The organism is Streptomyces zhaozhouensis (assembly GCF_900230195.1).
In the GTDB taxonomy this organism is placed as follows: domain Bacteria; phylum Actinomycetota; class Actinomycetes; order Streptomycetales; family Streptomycetaceae; genus Streptomyces; species Streptomyces zhaozhouensis.
On sequence record NZ_OCNE01000002.1, the window covers coordinates 416,672 to 441,473 of the forward strand.

Here is a 24,802-nt window from a genome sequence, read left to right on the forward strand (position 1 = left end):
GCGCCGCCGACCTGGCGGGCTTCTCGATCAACCAGATGACCGTGCGCCAACTGTCCCTGCCCGAGCTGGTCAGGGGACTGGGCGAGCAGGGCGTGCCCGGCGTCGGGCTGTGGCGCGAGCCGGTCGCCGCCCACGGGCTGGCCGCCACCGCGCGGCTGGTGCGGGACGCCGGCCTCGCGGTGACCACGCTCTGCCGGGGCGGGTTCTTCACCGCCGAGGAGCCGGCCGCGCGCGCCGCCGCGCTGGACGACAACAGGGCGGCCCTCGACGAGGCCGCCGAGCTGGGCACCGACACGCTGGTGCTGGTCTCCGGCGGCCTGCCGCCCGGCAGCCGCGACCTCTTCGGCGCCAGGGAGCGCATCGCCGACGCGCTGGCCGAGCTGGCGCCCTACGCGGCCGAGCGCGGCGTGCGGCTGGCGATCGAGCCGCTGCACCCTATGTACGCGGCCGACCGCTGCGTGGTCTCGTCCCTGGACCAGGCGCTCGACCTGGCCGGCCGCTTCCCGGCGGAACGGGTCGGCGTCGTGGTCGACACCTACCACCTGTGGTGGGACGACCGGGTGGCCGACGGCATCGCCAGGGCGGGGGCCGAGGGACGCCTCCACAGCTTCCAGCTGGCCGACTGGACCACCCCGCTGCCCGAGGGCGTGCTCAACGGGCGCGGCCAGATCGGTGACGGCGCCGTGGACTTCCGCTGGTTCGACCGGGAGGTCAGGGCGGCGGGCTACACAGGGCCGGTCGAGGTGGAGCTGTTCAACGAGGGGCTGTGGGCCCGCGACGGCCGTGAGGTGCTGGCGGAGACGGTCGCGAGGTACCGGGCGCACCTCCTGTGAGACCGGCCCGGTGACGCGCCGCCGCACGACCGCGTCACCGGGCCCCTCCCCCGGCCGGACCGCAGCCGTCGCCGGGTCGGCCGAGCGCGGCTACGGTGGAGCGCAGGGCACGGAACGTCACGGGCCCTTGGGATGACCGGGCCGGGAGGTGCGCTTCGTGGCTTCCCTCCGACGCGGCGGGCAGAGCGGCCTCTTCGTCCTGCTGTTGCTGGCGACGCTGCTGATCGCGTTCTACACGCACTGGGCGGCGCGCCCGGACGCCACGGTGCGCTACGCCAGCCTGGCGCTGCTTCCCCCGCTGGTGGCCAGCGCCCTGCTGCCGCTGGTCCCCACGATGGTGGTGGGCGGCACGTCGATCGTGGTGGTGTTCGTCAACTACGGCTTCCTGCTGCCGGACCTCCGCCCCGGCAGCCGGCCGGTGGTCTTCGTCTCCATCGTGGTGGCGGTGCTGCTGAGCGTGCTGAGCTGCTGGGTGCGGGCCAACCGGGAGGCCAAGCTGCGGCGGGTGATGATCGCCCGCGACCGGTTGACGTTGCTGAGCGTGGCCACCACCCGCATCGGCAACACGCTGGAGGTCGACACCACCGCCCGGGAACTGGCGGAGTCCGCGGTGCCCCGGTTCGCCGACCTGGCCACCGTCGACCTGGCCGACCCGGTGCTGCGCGGCGACGAGCCCGGCCGGGACTGGCCGGAGGGGAAGCCACCGTACGCGCTGCGCCGGGTGGCGCAGAAGTCGGTGCTGGAGGGCGCGCCCGAGGCCGTGCTCGAACCGGGCGACACCGCCCACAGCCCGCCGGGCTCGGTCCCCGCTAAGGCGTTGCGCGGCGGGGAACCGCACCGTTCCAACGTCATCGAGGGCGCGGAGGACCTGGCCGGCTGGCTGGGCATCCCGCCCGAGCGGGCCGAGGAGAGCTGGGAGCGGTACGGCTTCCACTCCGGACTCGCCGTTCCGCTGCACGCCCGGGGCACGACCCTGGGCGTCGCCGTCTTCCTGCGCCACCGCAACCAGGCGCCGTTCGACGCGGACGACCTGCTGCTGGCGCAGGAGATCGCCGCCAGGGCCGCGGTCTGCGTGGACAACGCGCGCAGCTTCACCCGGGAGCACCGCACCTCGCTGGCGCTCCAGCGCAGCCTGCTGCCGCGCCGGCTGCCCGAGCTGGCCGCCGTCGACGTGGCCACCCGCTATCTGCCGGCGGACTCGGCGATGGGGGTGGGCGGCGACTGGTTCGACGTGATCCCGCTCTCCGGCGCACGGGTCGCGCTGGTCGTGGGCGACGTCGTCGGGCACGGCGTGTACGCGTCGGCGACGATGGGCCGGCTGCGTTCCACGGTGCGCACGCTCGCCGACATCGACCTGCCGCCCGACGAGTTGCTCACCCATCTGGACGATGTGGTGATCCGGCTCCGGTTCGAGACGGAGCCGGCCGAGAGCGAGGCGGACAACCCGTCCGGCGAGTTCGGCGCGACCTGTCTGTACGCGGTCTACGACCCGGTCACCCGCCACTGCACGATGGCGCGCGCCGGCCATCCGGCGCCGGCGCTGGTGCGGCCGACCGGGGAGGCGGAGTTCGTCGACCTGCCGGCCGGTCCGCCGCTCGGCCTCGGCGGACTGCCGTTCGAGGCCACGGAGCTCGACCTGCCGGAGGAGAGCCTGCTGGTGCTCTTCACCAACGGCCTGGTCGAGTCGCGCGGCCGGCGCGACCCCGACCGGGGCTACGACGACCTGCGCCAGGTCCTCTCCCAGCCGGCGGACTCGCTGGAGCAGCTCTCCGAGAGCGTGCTGAAGAAGGTGCTGGCCGAGCAGCCGACGGACGACGTGGCGCTGCTGCTGGCCCGCACCCACCGGTTGGACGCCTCACACGTGGCGACCTGGGAGATCCCCGACGACCCGACGGCGGTGGCCAACGCGCGCGAGCTGGCGACCAGTCAACTCAACGGCTGGGGCATGGCGGACGCCGCGTTCACCGCCGAACTGGTCGTCAGCGAGCTGGTGACCAACGCGATCCGGCACGCCGACGGCCCCATCCAACTGCGGCTGATCCGTGAACGCGGGCTGATCTGCGAGGTCTCCGACTCCACCAGCACCTCGCCCCATCTCCGCCGGGCGCGCGCCTTCGACGAGAGCGGGCGCGGGCTGTTCATCGTCGCCCGCCTCACCGAGCGCTGGGGCACCCGGCACCGGCCGGGCGGCAAGACGATCTGGGCGGAGCTGACGCCCTGAGACGCGGTGTCCCCCGACTGTCGGACCCCTGCCCTACGCTGGTCGGGTGACCGAGGACGCGGCGAGGCCGCTGGCCAGTGGGCCGTTGGGGATGCGACTGCTGGCGTTCGACGAGGAGCCGGAGGACACGGTCTTCGCGACGGTCCCGGTCGGTTACGTGCTGGTCGCCGTGTGGCTCGGCGGCCGGGTGCTGCTGGTCCTGGTCAGGGGCCGGGGCTGCTGGGAGCTGCCGGGCGGTGGCATCGACCCGGGCGAGAGCCCGCGCGAGGCCGCGGCCAGGGAGCTGTGGGAGGAGACCGGCCACCGCGTCCCGCCGGAGCGGCTGCGGTTCGTCGGCTTCGCCCGCACGCTGCTGCTCGGCAAGGGCGAGCTGCGCGGCGCGCTCTACACGACGGAGGTCGAGGCGCCGACCGTCCGCCCGCCGGACGACGAGATCGCGGCCCTGCACTGGTGGCTCCCCACGGACCCGCCCCCGCCCGGTGGCCAGCTCCAGACGGTCGACACCCACCTGGCCTCGGTGACGCTGCCCGGTCGGGGATGACCCCCGACGGCCCCCGGGCCCCCCGAGCCGCCCCCGGCGGACGGTTGCTCGCCCAGCTCCCCGCGCCCCTGATCACCCGGGGTGAAGGGGCGCGGAGAATCGCGCGGATCAGGATCATCCGTGGCGGGGAGCGGACGACAACGGCGCCGCACCGACCGGGCCCGTGGTCGCCCACCGAAAGCACCGCGGGTCACCCGCGACGGGCAGCGGACGACAGCGAACCGATCCCCTCGGACAGACTGTCGCCCCCGTCCTCGGCGGAGTCCCCCGCCGCATACGCGCGCCACAGCTCCGCGTACCGGCCGTCCGCCGCGAGGAGCTCCGCGTGGTGGCCGTCCTCCACGATCCGGCCGTGGTCCAGGACGACCACCCGGTCGGCGCGGGCCGCCGTCGTCAGCCGGTGCGCGACGACCAGCGTGGTGCGGCGGCCGGCCAACCGTTCCGTGGCCTCGTTGACCAGCGCCTCCGTCGCCAGGTCAAGCGCCGCCGTGGCCTCGTCGAGCAGCAGGATGTCCGGGTCGACCAGCTCCGCCCGCGCCAGCGCGATCAGCTGCCGCTGCCCGGCCGAGAGGTTGCGCCCCCGCTCGGCGACCCGGTGGCGGTAGCCGTCGGGCAGCGCCGCGATCATCGGGTGAGCGCCGACCGCCCTGGCCGCCGCCTCGACCTCGGCGTCGGTGGCGTCCGGCCGGCCGTAGGCGATCGCGTCGCGGACCGTGCCGGGGAAGAGATACGGCTCCTGCGGCACCACGCCGAGCCGGTGCCGGTAGCCGTCCAGGTCGAGAGCGCGCAGGTCGACGCCGCCGAGCCGGACCGCGCCCGACGTCGGGTCGTAGTAGCGGGCCACCAGCTTCACCAGCGTCGTCTTGCCCGCGCCGGTGGCGCCGACGAAGGCGACGGTCTGCCCGGCCGGGATGGTCAGGTTCACGTCGGTCAGCGCCTCCTCGTCGGCGCCCGCGTACGCGAACCCGACGCGTTCGAAGGAGAGTTCCTCGGCCGCCGAGGTGACCGGCGCCGGGTTCGGGGGCCGGGGCGTGGTGGGCCGCTCGGCGAGCAGCTCGCGGACGCGGCCGAGGGAGACGACCGCCTGCTGGTAGCCGTCGAAGACCTGGGAGAGCTGCTGCACCGGGGCGAAGAACAGCTCGATGTACAGCAGGTAGGCGACCAGCGCGCCCGCCGTCAGCGTGCCGTCGCCGACCCGGCCCGCCCCGACGACCAGCACGCCGGCCGTGGCCACCGAGGCCAGCAGCTGGACGAACGGGAAGTAGACCGAGATCAGCCACTGCCCGCGCACCCGCGCCCGCCGGTAGCCGTCGGAGCCCTTCGCGTACCGCGCGCGCCCGGCCTCCTCGCGGCCGAACGCCTGCACCACGCGCAGCCCGGCCACGGACTCCTGGAGGTCGGCGTTGACACCGGCGATCCGCTCCCTGGCCAGCTCGTAGGCGCGGATGCTCTGCCGGCGGAAGAAGACGGTCCCCACCACCAGCGGCACCAGGGTCGCCAGCACCACGAGCGCCAACTGCGCGTCGAGCACCACCAGGACGACCAGGATGCCGAGGAACGTCAGCACCGCGACCAGCGCCTGCACCAGGCCGGTCTGGAGGAAGGTGGTCAACGCGTCCACGTCGGTGGTCATCCGGGTCATGACCCGGCCGGCCAGCTCCCGTTCGTAGAAGTCGAGCCCGAGCCGCTGGAGATGGGCGAAGATCTTCACCCGCAGCGTGTAGAGCGCCCGCTCGCCCACGCGTCCCACGGCGCGCGTCGCGCCGAACTGCGCCGCCCACTGCACCGACACCACCAGCAGCGCCAGCAGCGACGCCGCCCACACGGCGCCCAGCGCGGTCTCCCGCACCCCCTCGTCGATGCCGTGCCGGATCAGGACCGGCAGCAGCAGCGAGGCCAGCGCGTCCACGACCACCAGCAGCAGCGCCCCGGCCAGCGGCACCCCGAGACCGGCGAGCAGCCGGCGCAGCCCGAAGCCGTCCTCGGGCGCGGCCGCCCGTTCCTCGTCGACCGCCGGGCGGTCGACGGCCGGCGGCAGCGCCGCCAGCCGTTCCCGCAGCTCGGGGGTCAGCGGCGAGCCGGCGCCCTCGGCCGCCGCCGCGTCCAGCTCCGCCAGCTCGCCACTCTCCTCGGCCGGCGCCGGCGGCCAGGCCGCCTCGGTCACCCCGCCGGTCGCGGGCGCCTCGACGTGCTCCGCGCCCGTCCGGCCCGCCGGGTCGGGCGCGGGGCCGCCGAGCCGGTCGGGCTCGGCCAGCAGCCGCCGGTACAGCTCGCAGCGGCCGGAGAGCTGCTCGTGGGTGCCGACGTCCACCAGCCTTCCGCCGTCCAGGACCGCGACCCGGTCGGCCAGCCGCAGCGTCGAGGCCCGGTGCGCGATCAGCAGCGTGGTGCGCCCGGCCATCACCGAGCGCAGCGCCTCGTGGATCTCGTGCTCGACCCGCGCGTCGACCGCCGAGGTCGCGTCGTCCAGGATCAGCAGCCTGGGGTCGGTGAGGATCGCCCTGGCCAGCGCCAGCCGCTGGCGTTGGCCTCCGGAGAGGGTCATGCCCTGCTCGCCGATGACCGTGTCGTAGCCGTCGGGCAGTTCCTCGATGAACGCGTCGGCCCGCGCCGCCGCTGCCGCCGCCCTGATCCGCTCCTCGGTGGCGTCGGGGTGCCCGTAGGCCAGGTTGTTCCTGATGGTGTCGGAGAAGAGGAAGCTGTCCTCCGGCACCAGGCCGATCGCGGAGCGCAGCGAGGCGGTGGTCAGCCCGCGCACGTCCCTGCCGCCGACGCGCACCGTGCCCGCGTCCGGGTCGTAGAAGCGCGGCAGCAGCAGCGAGACGGTGGACTTCCCGCTGCCGGAGGTGCCGACGACCGCCAGCGTCTCGCCCGCGCCGACGCGCAGCGACAGGTCGCGCAGCACCGGCTCCTCCGGGCGGTAGCCGAAGGTCACCCGGTCGAACTCGACGGTGGCCGGCGCGTCGGCCGGCAGCGCGGTGGCGTCGGGCGCCTCGCGCAGGGTGGGTTCGGTGTCGATCAGCTCCAGCACGCGCTCCACGCCCGCCCTCGCCTGCTGGCCGACGGTGAGGATCACGGTCAGCATCCGCACCGGGCCGACCAGTTGCGCCAGATAGGTGGAGAAGGCGACGAAGGTGCCCAGCGTGATCTCGCCCCGGGTCGCCATCCAGCCGCCCAGCGCCAGCATCCCGACCTGTCCCAGCGAGGGCACCGCCTGGAGCGCGGGGGTGTAGCGGGCGGACAGCCGCACGCCGCGCATCCGGGCGGCGAAGAGCCGGTGGCCGACCCGGCGCAGCCGGGACATCTCCTGCTCCTCCTGGCCGAACCCCTTGACCACCCGCACCCCGCCGACCGCGCCGTCGACGACGCCGGCGACGGCGGCTGCCTGCGCCTGGGCGTACCAGGTCGCGGGGAAGAGCCGGACGCGGCTGCGCACCGCGATCACCCACAGCGCCGGCGCCACGGCCAGCGCCACCAGGGTCAGCAGCGGCGAGAGGGTCAGCATCACCACGAGGGACACCGCGAAGAGCATCACGTTGCCGACGGTCATCGGCATCATGAAGAGCAGGCCCTGGATCAGTTGGAGGTCGCTGGTGGCGCGGCCGACGACCTGCCCGGTGCTCAGGCCGTCCTGCCGCCTGCCGTCGAGCCGGGTGAGGCTGTCGAACATGCCGGTGCGCAGGTCGTGCTGGACGTCGATGCCGAGCCGGCCGCCGTAGTAGCGGCGCACGAACGTCAGCACGTAGACCACGACGGCGGCGGCCAGCAGCAGGCCGACCCACAGTCCGAGGCCCCCCTCCTCGCCGATCACCACGTCGTCGATGATCACTTTGATGATCAGCGGCATCAGGGCCATCACGGCCATGCCGACCAGCGAGGATCCGACCGAGAGCAGCAGATTGCGCCGGTAGCGCCAGCAGTAGCCGCCCAGCCGTCGTATCCAGCCGGCCTCTCCTTCACCCACCGTGGCGCCTCCCGTACCCAAGTCCCGTCGCCCCCTCCCGCGGCCCGGCCCCCTTGGCCGACCGCCGTCCCGCTAACATCGCCGACCGGCCATTTCATCCCACCGCAACATTTCGAACGTGCCATCTTCCGACCACGCGTGCAGCGCCGCGGACGCACCGGGAAAACGGTTTGCGACCGCCGGGAGAGGGGGCATACGCTCCCGCCTCATGGGAGCCTTCACGCTCATCAACGGATGCCGCGCCGGCGCGCGGATGTCCGTTGCGAGCTTCGCCGACCGACGTCCTCGTATCCGGCGCACGGTCCTGGCCTGACAGGTCACGCCCGGCGCCCGAGCCTCGTCTCGCGCTCCCCCACGCGTTCCCCTCTGCTCGCCAGGGCCGTCCGTGTCCCCACCGACCCGGACAGGCCGCCGGCTTCCCTTGTCACGCGCGCACTCCCCGTGCGACGCGGCCTGTCCTCACGCCTTCGAGGACTCCATGGCCCGCCCACACCGCCCTGCCCGCCACCGCGCCCACCGGCACGGTGACCACCGCAGGGCCCTCTCCCAGAACTTCCTGCGCGACGCCGCCGTGCTGCGACAGATCACCGAGGCCGCCGAGTTGGCGCCCTCCGCCCTGGTCCTGGAGCCGGGCGCCGGCGAGGGCCGGCTCACCCGCGCGCTGGCCAGGGCCAGCCGCGAGGTGGTCGCCTACGAACTGGACCCCGCGCTGGCCGCCGCCCTCCCCGGCAGGCTGGCCACGGAGGGCAACGTCCGCGTCGTGCCCGGCGACTTCCTGCGCGCCCGCCCGCCGGCCCGCCCGTTCGTGGTGGTCGGGAACATCCCCTACTCCCGGACCACCGACATCGTGCGCTGGTGTCTGGCCGCCGGGGCGCTCACCTCGGCGACGCTGGTCACCCAGCGCGAGTTCGCCAGGCGCCGCACCGGCGACTACGGCACCTGGCCGCTGCTGACCGTGCGCTCCTGGCCCGAGTTCGACTGGCGCCTCGGCCCGCGGATCTCCCGGCACCACTTCTCTCCGGTGCCCCGTACCGACTCCGCGCTGCTGCGTCTCGTGCGACGCCCCGCGCCCCTGGTGCCGCCGCGCGAGCTGGCCGCCTACCAGGCGCTGGTGGACGAGGGCTTCACCGGCGTCGGCGGCTCGCTGGGCGCCACGCTGCGCCGCCGACGCGCCACCCCCCGCGTGCGGGCCGCGCTGGCCGCCGCCGGCGTCCCCGGGGACGCCCCGGTCGGCCATGTCACGCCCCGGCAGTGGCTGACGTTGCACCGGGCGCTGCGCGGGCGGCGCTGAGCGGGGCGGGAAGCGGGTTTCCCATCCCCGGCCACGGATACCCGGGTCACTCGAAGCGAGCCGCGACAAGGGAGCGAAGAATGACCGACTCACTCAGCGGCGACCTCTGGACCGGCGAGCGGGACGCGCCCGCCGACAAGGCCAAGGCCGCCGCCCACACGGTGCGGGATCGCGCCGACGAGCAGGCGAAGGCCCAGTCGCAGCGGGCGGCCGACCGGGTGCGGCAGATCGCGGACGAGCTGTCCGACCTGGCGGACAAGGCCCCCGAGTCCTCGCCGACCAGAAGCCTGGTCGCCAAGGCCGCCGAGGGTGGGCACCGGGCCGCCGGCTATCTGGACAAGCACGGCCTCAACGGGCTGCTGGAGGAGACGCAGCGGTTCGCGAAGCAGCGACCGGCGGCGTTCGTCGGCGCCACGGCGCTGGCCGGTCTCGCCGTCGGCCGGATGGCCAAGGCGGGGCGCGACGCGAACGGCTCGTCGAACGGCTCGTCGTCGGCACCGGGCACGGACGGCGGGCCCGACGCCTCCGGCACGGCCGGTGGCGACCCGGTGGGAAGCGCCGCCCGCCACGGCACGTTCGACCAGGCCCAGCGCCCGGAGCGGACCGGCTACCCGGAGGTGTGAGATGGCTCACGACACCGCACACGACACCGCCCGCGCCACGCGCGGCGGCGGGCGCGGGACGGACGAGCGGTCCGTCGGCTCGCTCTTCGCCGAGGTCACCTCGGACGTGCAGACGCTCGTCCGGCAGGAGGCCGAGCTGGCGAAGACCGAGGTCAAGGAGGAGATGGGCCGCGCGGGCAAGGCGGCGGGGATGATGGGCGGCGCCGGCTTCGCCGGCTGGATGGTCGTCCTCTTCCTCTCGTTCGCCGGCCTCTTCGCGCTGGGCAACGTGATGGACCTCGGCTGGGCCGGGCTGATCGTCGCCGGCGTCTGGGCGGTGATCGGCGCGACGCTCTACCTGCTGGGCCGCGGCTCGCTGCGCCGCTTCTCCCCCAAACCCACCAAGACCATGGAGAGCCTGAAGGAGGACGCGGCATGGGTACGTCATCCGACCGCATAAGGAAGGACATCGAGTCGACCCGCAACCAGCTGGCCACCGATCTCGACCAACTCGCCGACCGGGTCAGCCCGAAGAAGGCCGCGCGCCGGAACGGCACGCACCTGAAGGAGTCGGTCACCGGTTCGGTCACGGACGCGCGCGACCGGATCCGCGAGGCCGCCTCGCACTCCGCCGACCACGCCCGGCACGGCGGACAGAACGGCGCCCAGTCGATGCGTGACGGCGCCGGCCAGGCCGCCGAGCAGGCCAAGGGCAACCCACTGGCCGCGGGCGCGGCGAGCTTCGCGGTCGGCGTGCTCGCGGCGGCGCTGCTGCCGAGCAGCGAGGGCGAGCGGCGGGCGGCCGGACGCGTCGCGGAACGCGCGGGCCCGCAGCTGGAGCCGCTGCGGGAGGCGGCGGGGAAGTCGGCGCGCGAGTTCGGCGCCGAGGCCAAGGAGTCGATGCGCCAGGCGGCCGACGACATCCGCCACTCGGCGTCGGACGCGGCCCGCCACACGAGGGACCGCGCGACACACTGACGCGCCGCACCGTCCCCCGCGCCCCCGAGCCGCCCCCGGCGGCGAAGGGGTGCGGGGGACCGCGCGCGCTCCCACGGCCCCGCGGCCGACGCCGCGCCCCGGCCACGCGGACGCGTAGTCGCCCCGCCTCACATCACAGCTCGGCGACACCCCGCCCGGAACCGTCGCGTCCGGGCGATACTGGTCACCATGCCGACCATCGCCGCCCCCTCCCGTTCGGAACTGATCGAACACCTGATTCGCACCCGGATCGCCGGCGAGGTCGCCACCCCGAGGGAGAACAACCTCGCGCACTACCGCGAGTTGGCCAACGGCAACCGCTACTACTGGCTCGGACTCGAACTCGGCGACCGCTGGACCGACGAGCAGGACGTGCTGGCCGTGATGGCCGAGCGCTGCGGCGTCGACGAGGACCCCGAGCACCGGCAGGGGCAGGACACCATCGACCCCGAGCTCACCGTGGACGGCCTGGACCGGGCCGCCGCTCTGCTGCGCAAGGCGGCCCAGGACCGGCAGCGGGTGCTGGTCGCCACCGGCCACCCCGGCGGCCTGCTCGACGTGCACGCCCAGACCGCCGCCGCGCTCAGCGCCGTCGGCTGCGACCTGGTGCGCGTCCCGCTCGGGCTGACGGCCGACGAGGGCGTGGTCGCGCAGTTGGCCGGCGTCGCGATGTACGAGCGCGGCGCGACGCTCTGGCACACCCACTCCCCGCAGCCCATGGCGGAGATCCTGACCGCCCTGCCGCAGGAGGGCGAGGAGCTGCCCGACCTGGTGATCGCCGACCACGGCTGGGCGGGCTGCGCCGCGCAGTTCGGCATCGAGACCGTGGGCTACGCGGATTGCAACGACCCGGCGCTCTTCCTCGGCGAGAACGAGGGCACGCTGAGCGTCTGCGTCCCGCTGGACGACCACGTGATCAACCCGCGCTTCTACGAGCCGATGACGGCCTACCTGCTGGACGCCGCCGGTCTCGCCGGCCCCAGCCCCCTGGTCTGACCCCGGCCCGGTCCCGGCGCACACGCCCCGCCTCCCGGGCGGAACGGCTCAGCCGCGCGGGACGCGCATCAGCCCCTCCTGGATCACCGAGACCGCCAGCCGCCCGTCCCGGGTGAAGATCCGCCCCCGCGCCAGCCCGCGCCCGCCCTGCGCGGTGGGCGAGTCGGTGTCGTAGAGCAGCCACTCGTCGGCGCGGAACGGCCGGTGGAACCACATCGCGTGGTCCAGGCTGGCGCCCACGATGTCGCCGACCGTCCAGCCGCCCCTGCCGTGCGCCAGCAGCACCGAGTCCAGCAGCGTCATGTCGGAGACGTAGGTGGCCAGGCAGAGGTGCGAGACCGGGCTGTCCGCCTCCCCGTCGAGCTTCCCGTTGACGCGGAACCACACCTGGGAACGCGGCTCGCGCCGGACGCCGGCCGTGGCGAACGGGGGCTCGTTCACGTACCGCAGGTCGATGGCGCGCCGCGCGTCCAGCAGCAGCTCCACCACGGCGGGGTCGACGAAGCGGTCGGCGTAGCGGGGCAGCATCTCGTCGGCGGTCGGCAGCGTCTCGGGGTCGGGGACCTCGGGCATCGGCTCCTGGTGCTCCAGCCCCTCCTCGACGTCCTGGAGCGAGGCCGAGAGATGGAAGATCGGCTGCCCGTGCTGGACCGCCACCACGCGCCGGGTGCTGAACGAACGCCCGTCCCTGATCCGGTCCACGGTGTAGACGATCGGCGCGCCCGGGTCGCCCGGGCGCAGGAAGTAGGAGTGCAGCGAGTGGGCCACGCGCTCCTCGGGGACGGTGCGGCAGGCCGCGACCAGCGCCTGCGCGGCGACCTGGCCGCCGAAGACGCGGGGCACCACGGAACGGTGGCTGTCGCCCCGGAAGATGTCGCGCTCGATGGGCTCCAGGTCGAGCAGACCGAGCAGGTACTGGAGAGTAGCGTCCATGCCTCGATTCTCCACAGCCGCCGGCGCCCGGCCACGGCCGGCCGTCCCGGAGCGCCGAACACGGCCGAAACCGGAGGGGGCACGCCGAGGCGGAAACGACCGAAGGTCCGGCCCCCGAAAGGACCGGACCTTCGTTCACCAGTAGCGGGGACAGGATTTGAACCTGCGACCTCTGGGTTATGAGCCCAGCGAGCTACCGAGCTGCTCCACCCCGCGTCGTGTTGACCACTCTAGCCCCGCCGCGTCCCGACGGGCAAATCAGCCGCCCCGCACGCACGCGGGACAGCGCCCGTAGTAGGTGACGACCGCGCGCGACACCTCGAAGCCGAAGCGCTCCCCCTCCGGCAGCGCCCGCATCGGGTCCTCGCCCAGCCGCACGTCGCGCATCGCGCCGCAGCCGGAGCAGACCAGATGCTGGTGCGGGTCGTGGGCGTTGGGGTCGTACCGCTTGGCCCGGCCGTCCGTGGTCACCTCGCTCACCTCGCCGAGGGAGACCAGCTCGCCCAGCGTGTTGTAGACCGAGGCCCGGGAGATCTCCGGCAGCCGGTCCACGGCCCTGGCGTGGACCTCGTCCGCGGTGAAGTGGACGTGCTCGCCGTTCAACACCTCCGCGATGACGCGCCGTTGGGCGGTCAGTCGCCAACCCCTGGCGCGCAGTCGCTCAAGCAGGTCACTCATGGCGCCAGCCTAGTACTTCCCTGGGGGCCATCGCGTTCCGGACTCACCCTTGACTTGGACTAAGTCCAATATAAGATTGGCTCATGAAAGGCGGCGGGCGGTCCCGCGCCGTGGTCCAAGGCCCTCCACGGCTCGGGAACCGCCCGCCGCGCCCTTCCGGACGACCGTGCGGCTCAGGCGCGCAGCTTCGCCAGCAGCTCCTCGTGGAGCAGCCCGTTCGACGCGGCGGCGTCCGCCCCGTGCGGCCCCGGCACCCCGTCGAGGCCGGTGTAACGGCCTCCGGCCTCGGTCACCACGATCGAGGGGGCGGCCATGTCCCACAGCGACAGCTCAGGCTCGGCGCAGATGTCGACGGCGCCCTCGGCGACCATCATGTACGACCAGAAGTCGCCGTAGCCGCGGGTGCGCCAGCAGGAGCGCGTCAGGTCGAGCAGCCCGTCGAGCATCCCGCGCTTCTCCCAACCCCCCAGCGAGGAGAGGGAGAACGACGCGTCCGCCAGCGAGCCGACGTCGGAGACCCGCAGCCGGCTCGCGGAGGTCAGGCTGCGCCCGGCGAACGCGCCCCCGCCGCGCACCGCCCACCAGCGCCGGTTCAGCGCCGGCGCCGAGACCAGGCCGACCACCGGCAGGTCGCCCTCCGCGTCCCGTTCCAGCAACGCGATCAGCGTGGCCCAGACCGGCACCCCGCGCACGTAGTTCTTGGTGCCGTCGATCGGGTCGATCACCCAGCGCCGGGGGCCCTGTCCCTCACTCCCGTACTCCTCGCCCAGCACGGCGTCCCGGGGCCGGGCCCGCCGCAGCGCGGAGCGGATCAACTCCTCGGCCGCCCGGTCGGCCTCGCTGACGGGGGTCATGTCCGGTTTGGTGTCGACCTTGAGGTCGAGCGCCTTGAACCGGTCCATCGTCGTGGCGTCGGCGGCGTCGGCCAGCACATGCGCGAGGCGCAGATCATCGTGGTAGTCGGCCATGCCCCCCAGTATCACCGCCGCTCGCCCCGGCGCGGGCGGCGGGCGAGGGCGGCGCCGGCGGCGGCGCCCCTTGACACCCCGCGCGGGCGCGTCAATTCTGTCCCCGGACCTGGCGGTGTCCCCCAGCCGGTGCCCGCCCCCGGAGCGAGGAGGCGACGATGCCCACCGCGCGCGAGTCCCTGCTGGAAGCCGCCGGAAGCGCCGTCGACGAGCGGCCGTGGCCGCTGGTGCGGATGGTCGAGGTGGCGGCGTCCGCCGGGGTCTCCCGGCAGACCCTCTACAACGAGTTCGGCGACAAGGCGGGCCTCGGGCGCGCCCTGACGGACCATCGGGTGTCCGGGTTCCTCGACGGGTTCCGCGAGCACTGCGCCCGGCGCGCCGCCGGCGCCGGCGATCCGCTCGCCGAGGCCGCCGACTGGATCGTCTCCGCCGCCCGCGCCGACCGTCTGGTGCGCGCCTCGCTCACCGGCTGCCGGTGCGGCGGGATGCCGCCGGCCCGGACGCCTCCCGGCAGGCTGGTGGCGGAGTTACGCGAACGCGCGCTGCGCGCCCTCGCCCCCCACACCGCGCCCCCGGCGCGCGCCGGGCTGCCCGACTCCTGCGAGACGGCCATAAGGCTGGCCATCTCCCGGCTGATCGCGCCCCCCGAACGCGAGAACCCCGAGGCGTCCGGGGGCCGTTGAGGGCCCCTCCCGGGAACGCCGGCCCGCCGGCCGCCCGGTCAGTCGCCCTCGTGGCGTTCCCTGGTGGCGAGCAGCCGCCGCAACGAGTAGAGCCGCGACGGCTCGGCGTGGCCCTCGGCCACCCAGTCGTCCAGCGCGCAGTCCGGCTCGTCGTGCCCGCAGGCGCGCGGACAGCCGGCCGCGCCCGGTTCCAGGTCGGGGAACGCGTGGATCACCCGGGACGGGTCGACGTGGTGCAGCCCGAAGGACCGCACCCCGGGGGTGTCGATCACCCAGCCGTCGGCGTCCGGCAGCGGCAGCGCCAACGCGGAGACGGTGGTGTGCCGGCCGCGCCCGGTCACCGCGTTGACGTGTCCCGTCGCCCGGCGCCGTTCCGGCACCAGCGCGTTGACCAGGGTCGTCTTGCCGACTCCGCTGTGCCCGACGAACGCGGTCAGCCGCCCGGCCAACAGCGCGTGGATCGCGGCGACCGACTCCTCGTCGAACCGCTCCACGCTGGTCACCACGTGCCGCACCCCGAGCGGCGCGTAGGTCTCCAGCAGCGGCTCGGCGGGCGCCAGGTCGGCCTTGGTGAGGATGAGCAGCGGTTCGAGCCCGGCGTCGTAGGCGGCGACCAGGCAGCGGTCGATCAGCCGGGGCCGCGGCCGCGGGTCGGCCAGCGCGGTGACGATCGCCAGCTGGTCGGCGTTGGCGACCACCACCCGCTCGAACGGATCGTCGTCGTCGGCGGTGCGGCGGAGCGTGGAGCGGCGCTTCTCGACGCGCACCACGCGGGCCAGGGTGTCCTTCTTCCCCGAGAGGTCGCCGACCACGGCGACCCGGTCCCCGACCACCACGCTCTTGCGGCCCAGCTCCCTGGCCTTCATCGCGACCACGGTGCGGTCCTCGACGAGGCAGGTCAGCCGCCCCCGGTCCACTGTCACCACGAATCCCTCGGCCGCGTCCTCGTGGGCCGGCCTGCGGTGGGTGCGGGGCCTGGTGCCCCGGCGGCTGGGGCGGACCCGGACGTCCTCCTCGTCCGCGTTCTTGCCGTAGCGACGCATCGCCGGGCCCGCCTAGTCCCCGACCCCCGCGGCGCCCGGCCCCTCCGGGGCCAGCATCCGGTGCCACAGCTCCGGGAAGTCGGGCATGGTCTTGCCCGTCGTGTCGATGTCCTCGACCTCGACGTCCTTGACCACCAGGCCCAACAGCGCGCCCGCGGTGGCCAGTCGGTGGTCCTCGTAGGTGTGGAAGACCCCGCCGTGCAGCGGACGCGGACGGATGCGCAGCCCGTCGTCGGTCTCGGTGACATCGCCGCCGAGCGCGTTGATCTCCCTGGTCAACGCGGCCAGCCGGTCAGTCTCGTGAAGCCGCAGATGGCCGACGCCGCGCAGCGTGGACTCGCTCTCGGCGAGGGCGGCGACCGCCGCGATGCCCGGCGTCAGCTCGCCGACCTCGCCGAGGTCCGCGTCGATGCCGCGCACCCGGCCGGTGCCGGTCAGCGTCAGGCCCCGGTCGTCCAGGTGGCACTCGCCGCCCATCTCGGTGAAGATCCGCCGCAGCGCGTCACCCGGCTGGGTCGTCCTGGTCGGCCAGTCGGGAACGGTGACCCGGCCGCCGGTGATCAGCGCGGCGGCCAGGAACGGCTGCGCGTTGGAGAGGTCGGGCTCGACCACCAGGTCCCGGCCGAGCAGCGCGCCCGGCGTCACCCGCCAGACGTTGGGCTCGCCGCCCGAGTCGGGCGCGTCCACCTGCGCGCCGGCCCGGCGCAGCATGTCCACGGTCATCCGGATGTGCGGGGTCGACGGCAGCCGCTCGCCCACGTGCCGCACCTCGACGCCCTTGTTGAACCGGGGCGCGGAGAGCAGCAGCGCGCTGACGAACTGCGAGGACGAGGAGGCGTCGACGGTGACCCGCCCGCCGTCCAGCGAACCGGCGCCGTGCACCGTCATCGGCAGGACACCCCGACCGCCGTCCTCGATCCTGGCGCCCAGCGCGCGCAGCGCCTCGATCACGCCGCGCAGCGGTCGCTCGTGGGAGCGCGGGTCGCCGTCGAACCGGACCGGCCCCTCGGCGAGAGCGGCCAGCGGCGGCAGGAAGCGCATCACGGTGCCCGCGTTCCCCACGTCGACCGTGGCGGGCGCCTGCGGGTGCGCGGGGATGACCCGCCACGCCTCGCCGCCGCCCCCGGCCGGGCCGGCGACCGCCGAGCTGGAGGAGACGGTCTCCTCGATGCCGATGCCGAGCGCGCGCAGCGCCTCCGCCATCAGCAGGGTGTCCCGGGAGCGCAGCGGGCGCCGCAGCCAGCCGGGGTCGGCGGCGAGCGCCGCCAGGATCAGGGCCCGGTTGGTGACCGACTTGGAGCCGGGCACCGTCACCGTCGCGTCCACCGCGCCGGGGGCGAAAGGCGCGGGCCAGAGGGCCAGGGTCTCGCTGTGGTCGGTCATGAGCCTCACTCTAGTGCGTGACAGTCCGTGATCGCCGGTGTTCAACGGTCGAGCAACCACCCGGCGCCACCGATCAACGACGCCAACGTCACCGCGTGAAACAGAATCAGCCAGAAGAAGGCGGGCGCGTGCGTCAGCCGCGCGAGCTGGTCCGCGTCCGAGTCACGCGCCTGCCCGCGCCGGCGCTTGGACTGGAGCTCGAAGACCGGGCGCACGCCCCCGAACAACAGGAACCAGACCACGAGATAGGCGAACGCCGCCTGCACGTCCGGCTCGGTGAGCCAGGAGACCAGCAGAAAGAGCGCGCAGGTCAGCAGCACGGTGAGCAGGCCGTACGCGTTGCGCGTCATCACCAGCAGCGCCAGCAGCAGCGCGGTGGCGCCCCACAGCAGCGCCGTGATGCGGCCGGCCCCCAGCAGCGCGGCACCGCCGAGCCCCAGCAGCGACGGGGCGACATAGCCGGCCGCCGCCGTCAGGATCATCCCGAAGCCGGTGGGTTTGCCCCGCGAGACGGTCAGCCCCGAGGTGTCGGAGTGCAGCTTGATGCCCTCCAGCCGCCGCCCGCTGAGCAGCGCCACCAGGCCGTGTCCGCCCTCGTGGGCGATGGTGATGGTGTTCCGCGTCAGCCGCCAGATCCCCCAGGGCACGACCGCCGCCAGCGCGACGAGGGCCGTGGCCACGACCAGCCACATCTCGGGAGCGGGCTGCGTGCCGGTGACCCGGTCCCACAGCTCCTCGATATCAGCGATGTCCATGACTGCCCGATCCTAGGGCTATCCGATGAACGCGCGGCCGGCGACCGGGGTCACAACGACGCGGGGGCGTTGAGGAAACGGTTCGGTCATGTCACGTCCGCTGGGCCACCCGCAGGAGGGCATTCACTCCAATGCCTCACATCTTGGCCGGGACCGCATCGTTTGGCGGAATGTGACCGCACTGCCAGCCGAGGGCGAGGACCGCGACCGATGATGCACGACTCTCGTGGCGCGGCCTGGCCGCACGGCACCGACGACATGGGGATCTTCGTCCCGCCCGAACTGCGGCCGGTGGCGGGCGGCTGGGCCTTCGACGACGACACCGCCCGGCTGACCGAGCTGCTCACCTCCGCGCCCGAGGAGGAGGCGCCACCGGCACGCAGACACCGCAGGGCGCGCGCCCGCTTCTCGCCCCCGGCCGACTCGACGAAGGTCCGCTGGCTGCGCTGGGCCAGCCTGCTGCTGGCGGCGACCACGGCGGTGCTGGTCGCGATGCTCAGCGTGCTGGGCGGACTGATCAGCTACGCGCCGCTGCGGGACGCGGCGGCCCCCGCCCAGTCGAGCGCCCTCGACGCCTGGTGGCCGCTGCTGGTCTACGGCCCCTGGCTGGTCGCCTCGCTGTCCATTCTCCGCGCCGCCCTGCACCAGCGGACCGCCCGGCACTCGTGGGCGGTGGTGGTCCTCTTCTCCGGTCTCGCCGTCTGCCTCTCGGTGGCCCAGGCGCCGTGGACCGTGGTGGACATCGCCGTCGCGGCCGTGCCACCGATCTCGGCGCTGATCGCGTTCCACCAGATCGTGCGCCAGATGACCCTCACCAACCCGCCCCGGCACGCGGCCGTCCCCCGTCAACGGAACCGCAACCACCGCGGCTAGGTTGTCTCGTTTGGATCTTCGTGGATCAGGGCGCGGCGTCAGATGCGGTGCATCGCAAGGCGCCGGATCGCAGCTCATACTTGGTCGTATTCGCGCGATTCGGTAACGCAGCGAGGTGCCGTAGCTGGCGTCGCGCCCCCGCGAAGATCCAAACGAGGCGACCTAGGTGTGTTGTTCGGGCAGGTTGGTGACGCGGCTGGCTGGTGTGTGGCCGCCGATGCCGGTGTGGGGTCGGTGGTAGTTGTACCAGTCCAGCCAGTCGGGAAACGCTGCCTGCCGTTCGTTGTCCGAGGTGTAGGGCCGGTGGTAGGCCCATTCGTCGAGCAGGGTGCGGTGGAAGCGTTCGACCTTGCCGTTGGTCTGCGGTCGCCAGGGCCTGGTCCAGCGGGGGCTGATGCCCAGGTCGTGGCAGGTCTGGCGCCAGGTGTTCTTGCTGTAGGCCCAGGCGTTGTCGGTGAGGACCCGTTCGGTCACGATGCCGCGCGCGGCGAACCAGGCGGTGGCCCGGGTGAGGAAGCCGGCGCAGGTGGCGGCGGTTTCGTCGGGCAGGTCTTCGGTGTAGGCGAGACGGGTGTGGTCGTCCAGGGCGGTGTGCAGGTAGGCGTATCCCGCGCCGTTGCGGCGGTCCTTGTTCGGGCTGCCGGCCGCACGGCCAAGGACCTTGTGGCCGCCGCCGTCGGGGATGCGGCCGAGCTTCTTGACGTCGATGTGGACCAGTTCCCCGGGCCGGGACCGTTCGTAGCGGCGTACGGGTTCGCCGGTGGCGCGGTCCAGCGTGGACAGGGCGGGCAGGTGGTGCCGGACAAGGATGCGGTGGGCGGTGGAGGCGGCGATGTCGCAGCGGGCGGCCAGCCGCACCGGCCCGATCCGGTGCTCGCGCCGCAGTCGCAGGACCTGGTGCTCGACCGGGGCGGGCGTCTGGCGCGGGCTGTGGTGCGGGCGGCTGGAGCGGTCGTGCATCCCGGCCGCTCCTATCTGTCGGTAGCGGCCTGCCCAGCGGGCGGCGGTGCTGTGGCTGACCTGGAAACGTTCCGCGGCCCGCCGCAGCGGCCAGCCGTCGTCCACAACACACCGGGCCAGACGCAGCCTGCCGGTCGGGGTCAGCGGGGCGTTACGGTGGGACACGAGGGCCTCCTGGCGGTCGGCGGTAGATGTCGCAATCCACACCGAACCCAGAAGGCCCTCACCTGTTCAAGCACCCAGCACGCGTGTCACCAACGTCCCGGGACAGCACACCTAGGTCCTGTCCCCCGGACAGGACCTAGCGGAGCACCGTTACCCCTCTCACGGCCGTCGCGGCGGCGAAGTCACGGGCCGGGCCCGGGGGTTCGCCGCGCCCGGGTGATCCCCGGCGATCCGGAAGCCGACGACAAGAAGGCCCCCGCCCTGCGTCTCCGCAGGTCAGGGGCCTTGCTTCTCTGGGGTGAGTGACGGGACTTGAACCCGCGACCACCTGGACCACAACCAGGTGCTCTACCAGCTGAGCTACACCCACCATGATCGGCTCGGGCGGTGTCTCACCGCTCGCCAACCGCTCCACGAGTGTACAGGGTCGGGAAGGGTGCTCGCGCGCCCCTTCCTCCCGGCGGCGACGCGCTCAGGCCGGCGGCGCGACGTGCCGCGCGGCGATCCTGCGGGCGGTCTCGGAGTCGGGCCCCGGCTGCGGGACGAAGACGGCCTCGCGGTAGTAGCGCAGCTCGGCGATGGACTCCCTGATGTCCGCCAGGGCACGGTGGTTGCCGCTCTTCTCCGGGCTGTTGAAGTAGACCCTGGGGTACCAGCGGCGCGCCAGCTCCTTGACGGAGGAGACGTCGATGACGCGGTAGTGCAGGTGGCTCTCCAGGCGCCCCATGTCCCGCGCCAGAAAGCCCCGGTCGGTGCCGACCGAGTTCCCGCAGAGCGGGCTCTTGCCGGCCTCCGGCGCGTGCCGGGTGACGTAGTCGAGCACCAGGTCCTCGGCCTCCGCCAGGGTCGTCCCGCCCGCCAGCTCGTCGAGCAGCCCGGAGGCGGTGTGCATGGCGCGCACCACGTCGGGCATCGACTCCAGGGCGGCGTCCGGCGGACGGATCACCACGTCCACGCCGTCGCCCAGCACGTTCAACTCGGAGTCGGTCACCAGGGCGGCGACCTCGACGAGAGCGTCGTCGGCGAGCGAGAGGCCGGTCATCTCACAGTCGACCCACACCATGCGATCGTTCATGCGACAACCTTACGTCGCGCAACGCGACCACGACGCTGCGGGCGGCGACCCACCGACGCCGGGGGGCGCCGGGAACCGCGCGAACACCCGAGACCGACGCCGGGACTCACCGCCGCGCCCACCACCCCGCACGGCTGTCGCCCACGTGCCCCGCGCCCAGCGCCCCGGCGCCTACCGCTCCGGCCGCGGCCGCTGGGCCGGGACCCGGGGCGTGAAGCCGTCGACCATCTGCTTGGCCCGGCCGGAGCCGTCCTGCTGCCGCGCGCGGTAGGCCGCGCGATAGGCGGCCGGCGAGGCCCCCAGCTGGCGCCTGAAGTGACCGCGCAGCGCCACCGGGCTGCGGAACCCGCACCGCCCGGCGACCTCGTCCACCGAGTAGTCGGAGACCTCGAGCAGCCGCTGCGCCTGGAGCACCCGCTGGGTGATCAGCCACTGGAGCGGCGCGCTGCCGGTGAGCGAACGGAACCTGCGGTCGAACGTCCTGCGGCTCATGTAGGCGCGGGCCGCGAGCGTCTCCACGTCGAACTGCTCGTGGAGGTGCTCCAGCGCCCAGGCCACCACCTCGGCCAGCGGGTCGGCGCCGATGTCCTCTGGTAAAGACCGGTCCAGATGTCGATGCTGGCCGGCTTCGGTGCCGTTGCCCCTGCGGGGCGGGAGCACCAGTCGACGAGCCAGGGCCGCGGCCGCCTCGGGGCCGTGGTCCTGCCGGACTATGTGAAGGCAGAGGTCGATGCCGGCGGCGGTGCCCGCCGAGGTGAGGATGTCCCCGTCGTCGACGAACAACTCCCTGGGGTCCACATGCACGGACGGGTAGCGCTTGGCGAGCGTCGGCGCGTACATCCAGTGCGTGGTCGCCGGGCGGCCGTCGAGCAGTCCGGCCGCGCCCAGGGCGAACGCCCCGGTACACAGCCCGACGATCCTCGCGCCCTCGGTGTGCGCCCGGCGGAGCGCGGCGAGCGCCGCCGGCGGCGGCGGTCCCGTGATGGACCGCCAGGCCGGCACGATCACCGTGCCGGCGCGCGCCACGGCGCCCAGTCCGTAGGGCGCCCGCAGCTCCAGGCCGGCCGTGGTGCGCAGCGGCCCGTCCTCACCGGCGCAGGCCAGCAGGCGGTAGCGCGGCACCCCGGCGTCCTGGCGGTCGACGCCGAAGACGGACAACGGGATGGAGCTTTCGAACATGGGACTGCCGCTGAACAACAGCACCGCGACGACTTCGCGGCGGCGTCGGGCAGCCAGCTTGGCAGCGGGCTCGGGGCCGTGCGTTGGGTCCTGGCTCATGCTCCTCAGTTCCCTCGGTCGTCGCATCCTCTCGGTCCTGCACGTTTCCCCCGACGTGATTGCCAAGATCGAATCTACTGTGTCAGGCGAGGTCGGCGGGACAAGTTCATCACTCGGCGCTAAATCGACATGACAACGTGGCGCGAAGCATTCGATCAGGAAGCGTTTCACGTGGCGGCAGTTGGGGGAAGTGCGCCTCCACCTCCGAGCGGCCCCCCATGAGGGCAGCAGCGCTGGAAGCGCCCGTCCACCGGCCGCACGCGGGGTGTTGAAGAGGTGGATGAGCAAGGTGGGGCGGCCGTGCGGAAGTTGGCTGAAAATAAAAGCCGTCAGCAAGACCTTCAGACCGCGCGCCGGGCGTACGCCGGGGGCGCTCGCGCCCCGGTCGCGCCGCAACACCCCCGACACGCTCAGTGATCATGTCCAGAACAGGAGCACCCATGCGCCACCCCTTCCCCCTCCGCCCGCCCGACGGCACCTCGGTCACGGAGCGCCAACGGAGGCTCCGGAAAGTGTCCGAAAGCGTTGCCTGGACGACCACGGATGCGGCATCCTGCACGGTCCCGGCCGCGGGGCCGGTTTCCAGGGTTGTACACACCATCTCTGGGAACTAGGTACCTGAACGCCGTACCCTGGAGGTGGAACCCGTGACGAAATGGAGTACCCTCCCCCTTCTCCACGCACTCCACCCACATCTCCCCCATATTCCCGAGGTCTCCTCACTGACCCACCGTTGAGGCTCCGATGGCTGGATACGAGTTCCCCGAACCAGCGGACCGCAGGCGCGTCGCCGAACCGGCCGACGTCCCCGCCCCGGCGACCGAGGACCACGCGGCGCGTGATCCCGCGTTCCAGCACGGCGTGGTGGTCGGTTTCGACGGCTCCACGTCCAGCGAGCGCGCGCTGGCGTACGCCGCCGGCCTCGCGCAGCGCTCCCAGGCGGGCCTGATCATCGTCCACGTGGCCAACCGCCTCCCAACCACGGTGTGGGCCGGCTGTGAGCCGCCCGCCCTGGTCGACGTCCCCGACCACCGCACCGAGGTGCTCGGCCTTGAGCTGTCCTGCGCCGAGCACCTCTCCGAGCTGCCCTGGGTGCTGCTGGAGCGCGGCGGCGACATCTGCCACGAGCTGGAGGAGGTCGGGCGCGAGTACGCGGCCAACGCCATCGTGGTCGGCACCACCCACGGCCTGCTGAGCCGGATCTTCGGCTCGGTCTCCGGCCGCCTGGCGCGCCGGGCGCAGCGCCCGGTGATCGTCATCCCGTGAGCGTCGCCGCGTACAGCCGGTGAACGCGGTCCGGCCGCCGGTGGGGGCTTGGTCGTAGGCGGCGAGGGCGCGGGCGTAGCGTCGTGTTCCCCCACGCGCCCGCTCACCACCGCCGAGGCGAGGAACACCGTCACCATGCCCGATCACGCACCCGTGCTCACCGACCGCGCCGGCCGCCGCTACCCCGTCGACCGGCCCCGCTGGCGCGGGGACGACGGTTCGCCGCTGATGGTGGAGCCGCTGCCGGGGATCACCCGCCGGGAGATCGACACCGGCGTCAACTCCCAGTGGCGCTACCGCGCCGCGCTTCCCCTGCCCGAGGCCGAGCCGGTCACCCTCGGCGAGGGCCGCACCCCGCTGCTGGAGCGGGAGTGGGCGGGGCTGCGGGTGGCCGTCAAACCCGAGTCGACGAACCCGACGGGCAGCTTCAAGGACCGCGGTGTCTCCGTGATGATCAGCGCGCTGCGCCACCAGGGCGTCACGCGACTGCTGGAGGACTCCAGCGGCAACGGCGGCTCGTCCGTCGCCGCCTACAGCGCCGCCGCCGGGATCGGCGCCACGATCATCGCCCCCGCGACCACCTCCGCCTCGAAGATCGTGCAGAGCCGACTGCACGGAGCCCGGGTCGAGCTGGTGCCGGGCAGCCGCCAGGAGGTCGCGGACGAGGCGGTGCGCCGCGCGGACGCGCTGTTCTACGCGAGCCACAACTGGCACCCCCTGTTCCTCCAGGGCACCAAGCTGATCGCCTACGAGATCTGGGAGGACCTGGGCTTCACGGCGCCCTCGGCCGTGCTGGTGCCGGCCGGGGCCGGCAGCCTGGTGCTGGGCTGCGCCCTCGGCTTCGCCGAACTGCGCGGGGCCGGCGAGATCGACCGGGTGCCGCGCGTCCTGGTCAGCCAGCCCGAACGCTGCGCGCCACTGGCCCGCGCCCTGGCGGCCGGCGCCGAGGCGGTCGAGGCCGCCGACTGGCCGCGCACGCTCGCCGAGGGAACGGCCATCGCCCGGCCGGTGCGCGACCGGGAGGTGCTGCGGGCGATCCGGGACAGCGGCGGGGCCGCGACCGCGGTCCCGGAGGAGGAGCTGCTGCCCGCGGTGCGGGAGCTGGCCGCCGGCGGGCTGTTCGTCGAGCCGACCAGCGCCCAGGTGCTGCCGGCGCTGCGCCGCTTCCGCGCGGCGGGTGTGGTCGGCCCCGAGGACACGGTGGTGACGGTGCTGACCGGCTCGGGCCTGAAGGCCGCGTCCGTCCTCAGCGGCCTGCTCGACGGGCGGGAGGACTGAGCGGCCCGCCGGCCCCTATCTCGCCAGGCGAGACGGCG

22 protein-coding genes and 2 tRNA genes are annotated in these 24,802 nt (G+C 73.9%); 12 read left to right on the forward strand and 12 right to left on the reverse strand.

Annotation, left to right across the window (positions count from 1 at the left end; translation table 11 throughout):
- Positions 1–35 precede the first annotated feature (35 nt).
- From CRP51_RS05030 to CRP51_RS05040, 3 genes are all read left to right on the forward strand, one after another.
- Entirely contained in the window at positions 36–833 is a 798-nt protein-coding gene (locus tag CRP51_RS05030; RefSeq protein WP_097229906.1) for a sugar phosphate isomerase/epimerase family protein, read from the forward strand.
- Positions 834–990: 157 nt separating this feature from the next.
- Positions 991–3,054, forward strand: coding sequence for an ATP-binding SpoIIE family protein phosphatase (locus tag CRP51_RS05035; protein ID WP_245880372.1), 2,064 nt, complete (start codon positions 991–993; stop codon positions 3,052–3,054).
- 46 nt (positions 3,055–3,100) lie between these two features.
- Entirely contained in the window at positions 3,101–3,595 is a 495-nt protein-coding gene (locus tag CRP51_RS05040; protein ID WP_245880373.1) for an NUDIX hydrolase, read from the forward strand.
- Positions 3,596–3,785: 190 nt separating this feature from the next.
- Here the strand turns inward: CRP51_RS05040 and CRP51_RS05045 are convergent, their stop codons facing one another.
- Entirely contained in the window at positions 3,786–7,580 is a 3,795-nt protein-coding gene (locus tag CRP51_RS05045) for an ABC transporter ATP-binding protein (RefSeq protein ID WP_170970434.1), read from the reverse strand.
- A 457-nt stretch (positions 7,581–8,037) separates the two neighbouring features.
- On the opposite strand from CRP51_RS05045, the gene erm reads away from it, so the two are divergent.
- The 5 genes from erm to CRP51_RS05070 all read left to right on the forward strand — a co-directional run bounded on the left by erm (position 8,038) and on the right by CRP51_RS05070 (position 11,426).
- Complete coding sequence (gene erm / locus CRP51_RS05050) at positions 8,038–8,850, forward strand: ErmE/ErmH/ErmO/ErmR family 23S rRNA (adenine(2058)-N(6))-methyltransferase (RefSeq protein WP_097229747.1); 813 nt, start codon at positions 8,038–8,040, stop codon at positions 8,848–8,850.
- A gap of 80 nt (positions 8,851–8,930) precedes the next feature.
- Entirely contained in the window at positions 8,931–9,473 is a 543-nt protein-coding gene (locus CRP51_RS05055; protein WP_097229748.1) for a hypothetical protein, read from the forward strand.
- 1 nt (position 9,474) lies between these two features.
- On the forward strand, positions 9,475–9,912 hold the full coding sequence (locus tag CRP51_RS05060) for a phage holin family protein (protein WP_097229749.1): 438 nt from the start codon (positions 9,475–9,477) through the stop codon (positions 9,910–9,912).
- Entirely contained in the window at positions 9,888–10,430 is a 543-nt protein-coding gene (locus tag CRP51_RS05065; protein WP_097229750.1) for a DUF3618 domain-containing protein, read from the forward strand. The genes CRP51_RS05060 and CRP51_RS05065 overlap by 25 nt, the downstream gene beginning before the upstream one ends.
- A 198-nt stretch (positions 10,431–10,628) precedes the next feature.
- On the forward strand, positions 10,629–11,426 hold the full coding sequence (locus CRP51_RS05070; RefSeq protein ID WP_097229909.1) for a phosphatase: 798 nt from the start codon (positions 10,629–10,631) through the stop codon (positions 11,424–11,426).
- Between the two features lie 48 nt (positions 11,427–11,474).
- Here CRP51_RS05070 and tesB read toward each other — a convergent pair whose 3' ends face one another.
- The 4 genes from tesB to hisN all read right to left on the reverse strand — a co-directional run bounded on the left by tesB (position 11,475) and on the right by hisN (position 14,005).
- Positions 11,475–12,359 carry an acyl-CoA thioesterase II gene (tesB, locus tag CRP51_RS05075; protein ID WP_097229751.1) on the reverse strand — a complete coding sequence of 295 codons (885 nt, stop codon included), beginning with the start codon at positions 12,357–12,359 and terminating at the stop codon, positions 11,475–11,477.
- A gap of 142 nt (positions 12,360–12,501) precedes the next feature.
- Positions 12,502–12,575, reverse strand: a tRNA-Met gene (locus tag CRP51_RS05080).
- A 42-nt stretch (positions 12,576–12,617) separates the two neighbouring features.
- Positions 12,618–13,037 carry a Fur family transcriptional regulator gene (locus CRP51_RS05085; protein WP_097229752.1) on the reverse strand — a complete coding sequence of 140 codons (420 nt, stop codon included), beginning with the start codon at positions 13,035–13,037 and terminating at the stop codon, positions 12,618–12,620.
- A gap of 173 nt (positions 13,038–13,210) precedes the next feature.
- Positions 13,211–14,005 carry a histidinol-phosphatase gene (gene hisN / locus CRP51_RS05090; RefSeq protein ID WP_097229753.1) on the reverse strand — a complete coding sequence of 265 codons (795 nt, stop codon included), beginning with the start codon at positions 14,003–14,005 and terminating at the stop codon, positions 13,211–13,213.
- Positions 14,006–14,163: 158 nt separating this feature from the next.
- Here hisN and CRP51_RS05095 point away from each other — a divergent pair, with 158 nt between their 5' ends.
- Positions 14,164–14,688, forward strand: coding sequence for a TetR/AcrR family transcriptional regulator (locus CRP51_RS05095; RefSeq protein ID WP_097229754.1), 525 nt, complete (start codon positions 14,164–14,166; stop codon positions 14,686–14,688).
- Positions 14,689–14,726: 38 nt separating this feature from the next.
- Here the strand turns inward: CRP51_RS05095 and rsgA are convergent, their stop codons facing one another.
- From rsgA to CRP51_RS05110, 3 genes are read right to left on the reverse strand one after another with little or no spacing between them, the layout of a single operon-like run.
- Positions 14,727–15,731 carry a ribosome small subunit-dependent GTPase A gene (gene rsgA, locus CRP51_RS05100; protein WP_097229755.1) on the reverse strand — a complete coding sequence of 335 codons (1,005 nt, stop codon included), beginning with the start codon at positions 15,729–15,731 and terminating at the stop codon, positions 14,727–14,729.
- A 12-nt stretch (positions 15,732–15,743) separates the two neighbouring features.
- On the reverse strand, positions 15,744–17,114 hold the full coding sequence (aroA, locus tag CRP51_RS05105; RefSeq protein WP_097229756.1) for a 3-phosphoshikimate 1-carboxyvinyltransferase: 1,371 nt from the start codon (positions 17,112–17,114) through the stop codon (positions 15,744–15,746).
- 41 nt (positions 17,115–17,155) lie between these two features.
- Positions 17,156–17,869 carry a M50 family metallopeptidase gene (locus tag CRP51_RS05110; protein ID WP_097229757.1) on the reverse strand — a complete coding sequence of 238 codons (714 nt, stop codon included), beginning with the start codon at positions 17,867–17,869 and terminating at the stop codon, positions 17,156–17,158.
- A 210-nt stretch (positions 17,870–18,079) separates the two neighbouring features.
- Between CRP51_RS05110 and CRP51_RS05115 the strand changes: the two genes are divergently transcribed.
- On the forward strand, positions 18,080–18,742 hold the full coding sequence (locus tag CRP51_RS05115) for a DUF2637 domain-containing protein (protein ID WP_097229758.1): 663 nt from the start codon (positions 18,080–18,082) through the stop codon (positions 18,740–18,742).
- A gap of 162 nt (positions 18,743–18,904) precedes the next feature.
- Here the strand turns inward: CRP51_RS05115 and CRP51_RS05120 are convergent, their stop codons facing one another.
- The 4 genes from CRP51_RS05120 to CRP51_RS05135 all read right to left on the reverse strand — a co-directional run bounded on the left by CRP51_RS05120 (position 18,905) and on the right by CRP51_RS05135 (position 22,220).
- Positions 18,905–19,867 (reverse strand): IS481 family transposase, encoded by a 963-nt coding sequence (locus CRP51_RS05120; RefSeq protein ID WP_107500833.1) that lies wholly within the window; start codon positions 19,865–19,867, stop codon positions 18,905–18,907.
- Between the two features lie 294 nt (positions 19,868–20,161).
- Positions 20,162–20,237 (reverse strand) — tRNA-His (locus tag CRP51_RS05125).
- A gap of 102 nt (positions 20,238–20,339) precedes the next feature.
- Positions 20,340–20,942 carry an oligoribonuclease gene (gene orn, locus CRP51_RS05130; RefSeq protein WP_097229759.1) on the reverse strand — a complete coding sequence of 201 codons (603 nt, stop codon included), beginning with the start codon at positions 20,940–20,942 and terminating at the stop codon, positions 20,340–20,342.
- A 171-nt stretch (positions 20,943–21,113) separates the two neighbouring features.
- Positions 21,114–22,220, reverse strand: coding sequence for a GlxA family transcriptional regulator (locus CRP51_RS05135; protein ID WP_099459286.1), 1,107 nt, complete (start codon positions 22,218–22,220; stop codon positions 21,114–21,116).
- A gap of 744 nt (positions 22,221–22,964) precedes the next feature.
- Here CRP51_RS05135 and CRP51_RS05140 point away from each other — a divergent pair.
- Positions 22,965–23,486 (forward strand): universal stress protein, encoded by a 522-nt coding sequence (locus CRP51_RS05140; RefSeq protein WP_097229760.1) that lies wholly within the window; start codon positions 22,965–22,967, stop codon positions 23,484–23,486.
- A gap of 135 nt (positions 23,487–23,621) precedes the next feature.
- Positions 23,622–24,764 carry a pyridoxal-phosphate dependent enzyme gene (locus CRP51_RS05145; RefSeq protein WP_097229761.1) on the forward strand — a complete coding sequence of 381 codons (1,143 nt, stop codon included), beginning with the start codon at positions 23,622–23,624 and terminating at the stop codon, positions 24,762–24,764.
- The last annotated feature ends 38 nt before the right edge of the window (positions 24,765–24,802 follow it).

Coding starts and splice junctions, on each gene's coding strand:
- CRP51_RS05095 (WP_097229754.1), top strand. CDS start 14,164: ATGCCCACCGCGCGCGAGTCCCTGCTGGAAGCCGCCGGAAGCGCCGTC.
- CRP51_RS05055 (WP_097229748.1), top strand. CDS start 8,931: ATGACCGACTCACTCAGCGGCGACCTCTGGACCGGCGAGCGGGACGCG.
- orn (WP_097229759.1), bottom strand. CDS start 20,942: ATGAACGATCGCATGGTGTGGGTCGACTGTGAGATGACCGGCCTCTCG.
- CRP51_RS05145 (WP_097229761.1), top strand. CDS start 23,622: ATGCCCGATCACGCACCCGTGCTCACCGACCGCGCCGGCCGCCGCTAC.
- CRP51_RS05110 (WP_097229757.1), bottom strand. CDS start 17,869: ATGGACATCGCTGATATCGAGGAGCTGTGGGACCGGGTCACCGGCACG.
- erm (WP_097229747.1), top strand. CDS start 8,038: ATGGCCCGCCCACACCGCCCTGCCCGCCACCGCGCCCACCGGCACGGT.
- CRP51_RS05065 (WP_097229750.1), top strand. CDS start 9,888: ATGGGTACGTCATCCGACCGCATAAGGAAGGACATCGAGTCGACCCGC.
- rsgA (WP_097229755.1), bottom strand. CDS start 15,731: ATGCGTCGCTACGGCAAGAACGCGGACGAGGAGGACGTCCGGGTCCGC.
- aroA (WP_097229756.1), bottom strand. CDS start 17,114: ATGACCGACCACAGCGAGACCCTGGCCCTCTGGCCCGCGCCTTTCGCC.
- CRP51_RS05030 (WP_097229906.1), top strand. CDS start 36: ATGACCGTGCGCCAACTGTCCCTGCCCGAGCTGGTCAGGGGACTGGGC.
- hisN (WP_097229753.1), bottom strand. CDS start 14,005: ATGGCCGACTACCACGATGATCTGCGCCTCGCGCATGTGCTGGCCGAC.
- CRP51_RS05085 (WP_097229752.1), bottom strand. CDS start 13,037: ATGAGTGACCTGCTTGAGCGACTGCGCGCCAGGGGTTGGCGACTGACC.
- CRP51_RS05140 (WP_097229760.1), top strand. CDS start 22,965: ATGGCTGGATACGAGTTCCCCGAACCAGCGGACCGCAGGCGCGTCGCC.
- CRP51_RS05135 (WP_099459286.1), bottom strand. CDS start 22,220: ATGAGCCAGGACCCAACGCACGGCCCCGAGCCCGCTGCCAAGCTGGCT.
- CRP51_RS05115 (WP_097229758.1), top strand. CDS start 18,080: ATGATGCACGACTCTCGTGGCGCGGCCTGGCCGCACGGCACCGACGAC.
- tesB (WP_097229751.1), bottom strand. CDS start 12,359: ATGGACGCTACTCTCCAGTACCTGCTCGGTCTGCTCGACCTGGAGCCC.
- CRP51_RS05060 (WP_097229749.1), top strand. CDS start 9,475: ATGGCTCACGACACCGCACACGACACCGCCCGCGCCACGCGCGGCGGC.